The sequence below is a fragment of the Pseudomonas sp. CM25 genome, from assembly GCF_013179705.1.
Lineage (GTDB): Bacteria > Pseudomonadota > Gammaproteobacteria > Pseudomonadales > Pseudomonadaceae > Aquipseudomonas.
The window spans coordinates 1-7,904 of record NZ_JABMCW010000262.1 but is presented as its reverse complement, the minus strand read 5'-3'; the positions used below and the strand labels follow the sequence as shown (position 1 = coordinate 7,904).

The window sequence follows — 7,904 nt, the reverse complement described above, 5'->3', positions numbered from 1 at the left end:
GGTTGAAAGCCACGATGTCGAAGACCCGCTGGCATTCGTTGAAACCTTCAAGGACCGCTACAAGGTCGCCGACATTCCTGGCTTGCCGCGTTTCAACGGCGGCCTGGTCGGCTACTTCGGCTACGACTGCGTGCGCTACGTGGAAAAACGCCTGGGCGCGAGCCCTAATCCGGACCCGCTGGGCGTGCCGGATATCCTGCTGATGGTGTCGGACGCGGTAGTGGTATTCGACAACCTGGCGGGCAAGATGCACGCCATCGTGCTGGTCGACCCGGCTGAAGAACAGGCCTTCGAGCAAGGCCAGGCTCAGCTGCAAGGTCTGCTGGAAACACTGCGCCAGCCGATCACCCCGCGCCGCGGCCTGGACCTGAGCGGCCCGCAAGCTGCCGAGCCGGCATTCCGCTCCAGCTATACCCGCGACGACTACGAAAACGCGGTTGGCCGTATCAAGGAATACATCCTCGCCGGCGACTGCATGCAGGTGGTGCCGTCGCAGCGTATGTCGATCGACTTCCAGGCCGCGCCTATCGACCTGTATCGCGCGCTGCGTTGCTTCAACCCGACGCCGTACATGTACTTCTTCAACTTCGGCGACTTCCACGTGGTCGGCAGCTCGCCCGAGGTGCTGGTGCGGGTCGAGGACAACCTGGTCACCGTGCGCCCTATTGCCGGTACCCGCCCGCGTGGCGCGACCGAAGAGGCTGACCGCGCACTGGAAGACGACCTGCTGTCGGACGACAAGGAAATTGCCGAGCACCTGATGCTGATCGACCTGGGCCGCAACGACGTCGGCCGTGTGTCTTCGACCGGCAGCGTGCGCCTGACCGAGAAGATGGTGATCGAGCGTTATTCCAACGTCATGCACATCGTTTCCAACGTTACCGGACAGCTGCGCGAAGGGCTGACGGCGATGGACGCACTGCGGGCGATCTTGCCGGCCGGTACCCTGTCGGGCGCGCCGAAGATCCGCGCGATGGAGATTATCGACGAGCTGGAGCCGGTCAAGCGCGGTGTTTATGGAGGGGCTGTCGGGTACTTTGCCTGGAACGGCAACATGGACACCGCGATTGCCATCCGTACCGCAGTGATCAAGGACGGTGAACTGCATGTGCAGGCCGGTGGCGGCATCGTTGCCGACTCGGTGCCAGCGCTGGAGTGGGAAGAAACCATCAACAAGCGCCGGGCGATGTTCCGTGCTGTGGCGTTGGCTGAGCAAACTTGCGCCAAATAAATTGATTGGGGCCGCAAAGCGGCCCCAGCAACCTAGAAGTCCACACTAACCCCCAAGCTAACCCCCTGCTGCGTCAACTCATCACTCTTGCGCCAGTTGTAGTTCCCGCGCAAATGCACCCCCGCCACCACTTCATGGCTCACCCCCAGGCTCGCTCGGGTCAGATCGCTATTTGGCGTGTACCCGGTCAGCGTAAAGTCATTGGCGGGCAAGCTGGTCAGGTGCATGGTCACATCCTGCCGGTCATCCTCGAACTCGTGCTCCTGCGCCACCTCGGCAAACAGCCGGGTGCTCGGCAGCACCTGCACGCTCCCGAGCAACCCTACCCCCAGGCGGCGGGAGGTGCGCTCCTGGTCATCGAAGCCCAGTGCTGTCGAGCGGCCACTTTTCTCGTCGTAGCCGTCGACTTTTACCCGCGCATAGTCGGCGCTGATGAACGGCGCCAGCTGCCAGGTGCTGCCTTCGGCTGCGAGGTTGTAGCCAAGCCGCCCTGACATGGCCCAGGCTTCGCCATCGGTATCGCCCTTTTCACTGCGATCGTTTACGCCCAGAGCGAAGGTGCGCTTGAGGTCGCTGTAGTCCAGATGCCCTGCGGTCAGTGCGGCATCGGCCCACCAGCGGTCCTGGCGGTATTGGGCGAAGGCGCTGGCCAGGTAGCTGTTCAGCGTGTATTCCGAATCTTGCTGGCCAGCTTCCAGCTTCTGTCGGTAGACACCCCCAGCCAGGCCCAGACGCCAGGCGTCGTTCACCCGGTAGCTGCCGCCCACGGTCAGGTTGTAGCCGCGGCCATCACCGCTGGCCGCGCTGCGCTGGCCGTCGAAGTCCAGGTCCTGGGCACCGCTGGCGACAAAGGCCTGCCACTGGCCAACGGCCTGCCAAGGTGTCTGCCACTGGTTGCGCAGTTCATCCTGGTGGGCACGCAGGCTGGCATGGGCCATCTCCGGCAGCAGGGTCAGTTCCCAAGGGGCGGAAAGGATCGAGTAGCCGTAGTCGGCGATCAGTTGCTGGCCGGCGATGGTCGGGTGTACCGAGTCATTGAACAACAGCTTGGTCGGGTCTGGCGTGGAGCCGTTGATGCCGTACACCGGGTTGGCCACGCAGCCTTCGCCGCTGTAGCAGGTGCCGACCAGATTCTGCCCGGTGGCCAGGCCGAACTGGCTGGGGTTGGCCAGGGCCTCGCCCAGCAACATGGGAACATTCAGCGGGATGATTTCGGCATCGATCTGCCTCAGCTGTCCAAGCAGCGACTGATTGAACACACTCGAGAGCTGCGACAGTGGATTTTGCAATGGGGTGCCGCTGTAGTTTGGCGTCTGCCCAAGGTCGGGGAGCAACCACACCATGATGTAGCGGGCACCGCCTTGCTGCAGAGCCTGGGCGCTGGCCGCCAGGCGGCCACCGGCTGCAGCAGCGTCGGCCGGGCTGCTCACCAGGCCTTGCAGGAAATCGTTGCCGCCGCCCGTCAGGTAGTACAACGCGTTGGGGTCGGCGCGCAGGCCGTTGGCGAGGTAGCCCGGTTTTTCTCGTAATACATCACCGGCGCCGGGGCGACCTGGCGGGATTACGGTTTTCGACGTGGTGGTGATCGAGTCGAGGATCTGCTGGGTGGTGTAGCCGCCCACCGCCCAGTTGTTACCGTCGGGCAGCCCCAGCACCGGGTTGAGGGGGGAGGTGGAAGGGCCTAGTTCCGATGGGGCCACTCCCAGTCGCCCGCCAAGGATCATCGGCGATACCGGGGCGTAGTTGCCATCGGCATCGCGGTTGGTGAAGCGCATGCCGCCAAACTGCCCGGCGTCGCTCAGGCTGTCGCCGAACACGATCATGCTGGAGTAGGGCGAGGGTGCAGCGAACGCCTGGCTGCAGGCTAACGCCAGCGAGGCCAGGGTAAAACGCAACAACGGAGCTTTTAACGGGGCTTTTCGCATCAGGGAACATCCTTTTCATTGTTTTTGTCGGAACAACCTGACCGACCTTAGCAAATCGCAGGGCTTCGCTTCCAAGTCCATTCGTTTCCCCGTGTTTACGGGCATATTGCGCCCATCGCCCCGGTAGGCTACTGTGCCGGGACGTATGAGCGAGACCTATCCTGTGTTGATCGTCAGCAAACTCTTGATGCGCGTAATCAAGGCCCACGCCCGTTGGCGTTGGCGCGCCTGACTCTATTCCCTGCCGGCCCGTCCGGCCCGCCCCCGTTTACCTTTCTGTTTTTGCGCCCCTGGTGGCAAAGCCGCGCCTGTGGCTTGTGCGGGAAGGTTCGAATTTTGAAGTCAGTAGATTCAAGAGGTTTAACCCAATGTTACTGATGATCGACAATTACGACTCATTCACTTACAACGTCGTCCAGTACCTTGGCGAGCTCGGTGCCGAGGTCAAGGTCATTCGCAATGACGAAATGACCATTGCCCAGATCGAAGCCCTCAACCCCGAGCGCATCGTCGTTTCCCCGGGGCCGTGCACGCCTAGCGAGGCGGGCGTGTCCATCGAGGCCATTCTGCACTTTGCCGGCAAGCTGCCGATCCTTGGCGTTTGCCTGGGCCACCAGTCCATCGGCCAGGCCTTTGGCGGCGACGTGGTGCGTGCGCGCCAGGTAATGCATGGAAAGACCAGCCCGGTCCACCACCGCGACCTGGGCGTATTCGCCACACTGAACAACCCGCTTACCGTCACCCGCTATCATTCTCTGGTGGTCAAGCGCGAGACCCTACCTGACTGCCTGGAAGTGACTGCCTGGACTGCCCATGAAGATGGTTCGGTCGACGAGATCATGGGCCTGCGCCACAAGACATTGAATATCGAAGGGGTGCAGTTCCACCCCGAGTCGATCCTGACCGAGCAGGGCCACGAGCTGTTCGCCAACTTCCTCAAGCAAACCGGCGGCCGCCGCTAAGGACCGAACATGGATATCAAGAGCGCGTTGAGCCGTATCGTTGGCCAACTGGATCTTTCCACAGACGAAATGCGCGATGTCATGCGCCAGATCATGACCGGCCAGTGCACCGAGGCACAGATTGGCGCCTTCCTGATGGGCATGCGCATGAAAAGCGAAAGCATCGACGAAATCGTCGGTGCGGTATCGGTGATGCGTGAGCTGGCCGACAAGGTCGAGCTGAAGAGCCTTGATGGCGTGGTCGACATCGTCGGTACCGGCGGTGATGGCGCCAATATTTTCAACGTCTCCACCGCTTCCTCGTTCGTCCTGGCGGCGGCGGGTTGCACCGTGGCCAAGCATGGCAACCGCGCAGTCTCGGGCAAGAGCGGCAGTGCCGACCTGTTGGAAGCCGCCGGTATCTACCTGAACCTGACACCCATCCAGGTCGCCCGCTGCATCGACAGCCTGGGCATCGGCTTCATGTTCGCGCAAAGCCACCACACGGCCATGAAGCATGCCGCCGGTCCGCGTCGTGACCTGGGTTTGCGTACCCTGTTCAACATGCTCGGCCCGCTTACGAATCCGGCCGGGGTCAGGCATCAGGTGGTTGGCGTGTTCGCCCAGACCCTGTGCCGCCCACTGGCCGAGGTGCTGCAGCGCCTGGGCAGCAAGCATGTGCTGGTGGTGCACTCGAAGGATGGGCTGGACGAGTTCAGCCTGGCCGCGCCCACCTTCGTCGCCGAACTGAAGAATGGCGAAGTCACCGAGTACTGGGTCGAACCGGAAGACCTCGGCATGAAGAGCCAGAGCCTGCACGGGCTGGCTGTCGAGAACCCGCAGGCATCGCTGGAGCTGATCCGCGATGCGCTGGGTCGGCGCAAGACTGAAAATGGCCAGAAAGCCGCAGAAATGATCGTGCTCAATGCCGGCGCCGCGTTGTACGCGGCGGATCATGCGATGACCCTGGCACAGGGCGTTGAACTCGCCCATGACGTGCTGCACACCGGTCTGGCCTGGGAAAAGTTGCAGGAACTGGGTGCCTTTACTGCAGTATTCAAGGTGGAGAACGAAGCATGAGTGTGCCGACGGTGCTGGAAAGGATCATTGCCCGCAAGTTTCAGGAAGTCGCCGAGCGCAGCGCACGCGTCAGCCTCGCCGAGCTGGAGCGCCTGGCCAAGGTCGCAGATGCCCCGCGTGGCTTTGCCAACGCGCTGATCGAGCAGGCCAAGCGCAAGCAGCCGGCGGTGATTGCCGAAATCAAGAAAGCCTCGCCAAGCAAGGGCGTCATCCGCGAGCACTTCGTGCCAGAGGAAATCGCAGTCAGCTACGAAAGGGGCGGGGCGACCTGCCTGTCGGTGCTGACCGATGTCGATTACTTCCAGGGTGCCGACGAATACCTGCAGCAGGCACGTGCAGCAGTTTCGCTGCCGGTGATCCGCAAGGATTTCATGGTCGACCCTTACCAGATCGTCGAAGCCCGAGCCTTGGGTGCAGACTGTGTGCTGTTGATCGTGTCGGCGCTGGATGACGTGAAGATGGCCGAACTGGCTGCCACGGCCAAGGATGTCGGCCTGGATGTGCTGGTGGAAGTGCACGACGGTGATGAACTCGAGCGTGCGCTGAAGACCCTGGATACGCCGCTGGTGGGCGTAAACAACCGCAACTTGCACACCTTTGAAGTCAGCCTGGAAACTACTCTGGACCTGCTGCCGCGCATTCCACGTGATCGCCTGGCGATTACCGAGAGCGGCATTCTCAACCGGGCCGATGTCGAGCTGATGGCAATCAACGAGGTTTACTCGTTCCTGGTCGGTGAGGCATTCATGCGCGCCGAACAGCCAGGGCTGGAGCTGCAGCGATTGTTCTTCCCGGAACAGGTGAAGAAGACTGTTCAGCAACTGGACTGATCGAAACGAAGCCGGCGTTGTTGCCGGCTTTTTTGTATGCCTGAACAGGCCATCAATAACAACATCAAAGGTGGATCAATGACCGATCAACCCCTGGCCCTGACCGTCGAACAAGGCCTGCACGCCGAACAGGAACTGTTGGCTGCCGTCTGCCGAGGCGAACAAGACAGTGGTGTGCTGTTCTGGCGCCCGAACGACCACGCCCTGGTCATGCCGCGGCGCATGAGCCGGCTGGACAATTTCGAAGCCGCCTGCTCGGAGCTGGCGATTGCCGGGTGGCCGGTGCTGCTGCGCGAAACCGGCGGGGAGCCGGTGCCGCAGTCGCATTCGACGGTGAACGTGGCGCTGGTCTACGTAGCCCCGCGCAGCGAGGGCGACCATGGACGTATCGAGAACGCCTACGAACGGCTGTGCCTGCCATTGTGCGATGTGCTGCGCGAGTGGGGTGGGGTGGCCTCGGTGGGCGAAATCGATGGGGCCTTCTGCGACGGCCGCTACAACGTCAACCTCAATGGCCGCAAACTGGTCGGCACCGCCCAGCGCTGGCGCCAGGGGCTGGGCGGCAAGCGCCCGGTGGTGCTGGTGCATGGCGCACTGCTGCTGGACAACGAGCGTGAGTCGATGGTGGCGGCGGTCAACCGTTTCAACGAGTGCTGCGAGCTGGAGCAGCGCTGCCGTGCCGATGCCCACATCGCGCTGCACGAAGTAGCGCCAGAAGCGCCGTGGTTCGAGCGCTTGTCGCAGGCCTATGCCAAGGTATTGGCTGACCTGCCCAAGGACTAGCGAGTGCCGTAGACCACCATGGTCTTGCCCTTGACCTGTACCAGGCTGCGCTCCTCGAGGTCTTTGAGGACGCGGCCGACCATTTCCCGTGAGCAGCCGACAATCCGGCCGATTTCCTGGCGGGTGATCTTGATCTGCATGCCATCCGGGTGGGTCATGGCATCGGGTTGCTTGCACAGCTCCAGCAGGCAACGTGCCACCCGCCCGGTAACATCAAAGAATGCCAGGTCGCCGACCTTGCGGGTGGTGTTGCGCAGGCGCTGGGCCATCTGGCCACCCAGGGCGTAGAGGATCTCCGGGTCCTGGCGAGCGAGTTCGCGAAACTTCTCGTAACTGATTTCGGCCACTTCGCATTCGGTCTTGGCGCGTACCCACGCACTGCGCTGCTGCTCACCGTCAACGGGCTCGAACAGGCCCAACTCGCCAAAGAAATCACCTTGGTTGAGGTAGGCGATGATCATTTCATGGCCGTCGTCGTCCTCGATGATGATGGTGACCGAACCCTTGATGATGAACGAGAGTGTCTCGGCCCGGTCGCCAGCGCAGATGATGTTGCTTTTGGCGGTGTAGCGGCGGCGCTGGCAATGGACCAGCAGCTTGTCGATGTTCTTGATCTTGGCGGCTAGGGCGGAGGCAACCATCACGAAATCCTGTTCGATACGAGGCATAGGCTTTTTATAGGGGTGGGGCTGGCGGCAGGCGCCAGTCAATTGGCGCCAGCTTATCAGACACTACAGGATGTTTCGGTACTAAACCGACACGTCTCGTGCTTTTCCCACAGCCGCACAAGGTCTAAGCTGACACCCTTTTCCGAAAATCAGGAGTCCGGGTAGATGAAGGCACGTATCCAGTGGGCCGGTGAGGCAATGTTTCTCGGCGAATCGGGCAGCGGCCATGTCGTCGTGATGGACGGTCCGCCCGAGGCCGGCGGCCGCAACCTGGGTGTGCGACCGATGGAAATGCTGCTGCTGGGCCTGGGTGGCTGCAGCAGCTTTGATGTGGTCAGCATTCTGAAGAAGTCGCGCCAGGCGGTGGAAAGCTGCGAAGCGTTCCTGGAAGCCGAGCGTGCCAGCGAAGACCCGAAGGTGTTCACCAAGATCCACATGAACTTCGT

General features: G+C 62.1%; 8 protein-coding genes. 6 read left to right on the top strand and 2 right to left on the bottom strand.

The window, feature by feature from the left end; genetic code table 11:
* A partial coding sequence (trpE, locus tag HP546_RS22260) for an anthranilate synthase component I (RefSeq protein ID WP_172229512.1) occupies positions 1 to 1,231 on the top strand: 1,231 nt, incomplete at its 5' end.
* A 32-nt stretch (positions 1,232 to 1,263) separates the two neighbouring features.
* Here trpE and estP read toward each other — a convergent pair.
* The gene (estP, locus tag HP546_RS22255; protein ID WP_172229510.1) at positions 1,264 to 3,156 is read right to left on the bottom strand and encodes an esterase EstP; all 1,893 of its coding nucleotides are present in this window, start codon (positions 3,154 to 3,156) and stop codon (positions 1,264 to 1,266) included.
* Between the two features lie 368 nt (positions 3,157 to 3,524).
* On the opposite strand from estP, the gene HP546_RS22250 reads away from it, so the two are divergent.
* The 4 genes from HP546_RS22250 (at position 3,525) to HP546_RS22235 (ending at position 6,790) form a co-directional block, all read left to right on the top strand.
* Positions 3,525 to 4,118 carry an aminodeoxychorismate/anthranilate synthase component II gene (locus HP546_RS22250; RefSeq protein ID WP_172229499.1) on the top strand — a complete coding sequence of 198 codons (594 nt, stop codon included), beginning with the start codon at positions 3,525 to 3,527 and terminating at the stop codon, positions 4,116 to 4,118.
* 9 nt (positions 4,119 to 4,127) lie between these two features.
* Positions 4,128 to 5,177: an anthranilate phosphoribosyltransferase gene (gene trpD, locus HP546_RS22245; RefSeq protein WP_172229497.1), complete on the top strand. Its 1,050-nt coding sequence runs from the start codon at positions 4,128 to 4,130 to the stop codon at positions 5,175 to 5,177.
* Positions 5,174 to 6,007, top strand: a complete 834-nt coding sequence (gene trpC / locus HP546_RS22240; protein ID WP_172229495.1) for an indole-3-glycerol phosphate synthase TrpC — start codon at positions 5,174 to 5,176, stop codon at positions 6,005 to 6,007. The genes trpD and trpC overlap by 4 nt, the downstream gene beginning before the upstream one ends.
* Before the next feature lie 78 nt (positions 6,008 to 6,085).
* Positions 6,086 to 6,790 carry a lipoate--protein ligase family protein gene (locus tag HP546_RS22235; RefSeq protein WP_172229493.1) on the top strand — a complete coding sequence of 235 codons (705 nt, stop codon included), beginning with the start codon at positions 6,086 to 6,088 and terminating at the stop codon, positions 6,788 to 6,790.
* Here the strand turns inward: HP546_RS22235 and crp are convergent.
* Positions 6,787 to 7,431: a cAMP-activated global transcriptional regulator CRP gene (crp, locus tag HP546_RS22230; protein ID WP_172229491.1), complete on the bottom strand. Its 645-nt coding sequence runs from the start codon at positions 7,429 to 7,431 to the stop codon at positions 6,787 to 6,789. The two genes, HP546_RS22235 and crp, sit on opposite strands and share 4 nt — an antisense overlap.
* Before the next feature lie 192 nt (positions 7,432 to 7,623).
* Between crp and HP546_RS22225 the strand changes: the two genes are divergently transcribed.
* The coding region (locus HP546_RS22225) for an OsmC family protein (RefSeq protein WP_172229482.1) at positions 7,624 to 7,904 on the top strand (281 nt) is incomplete at its 3' end.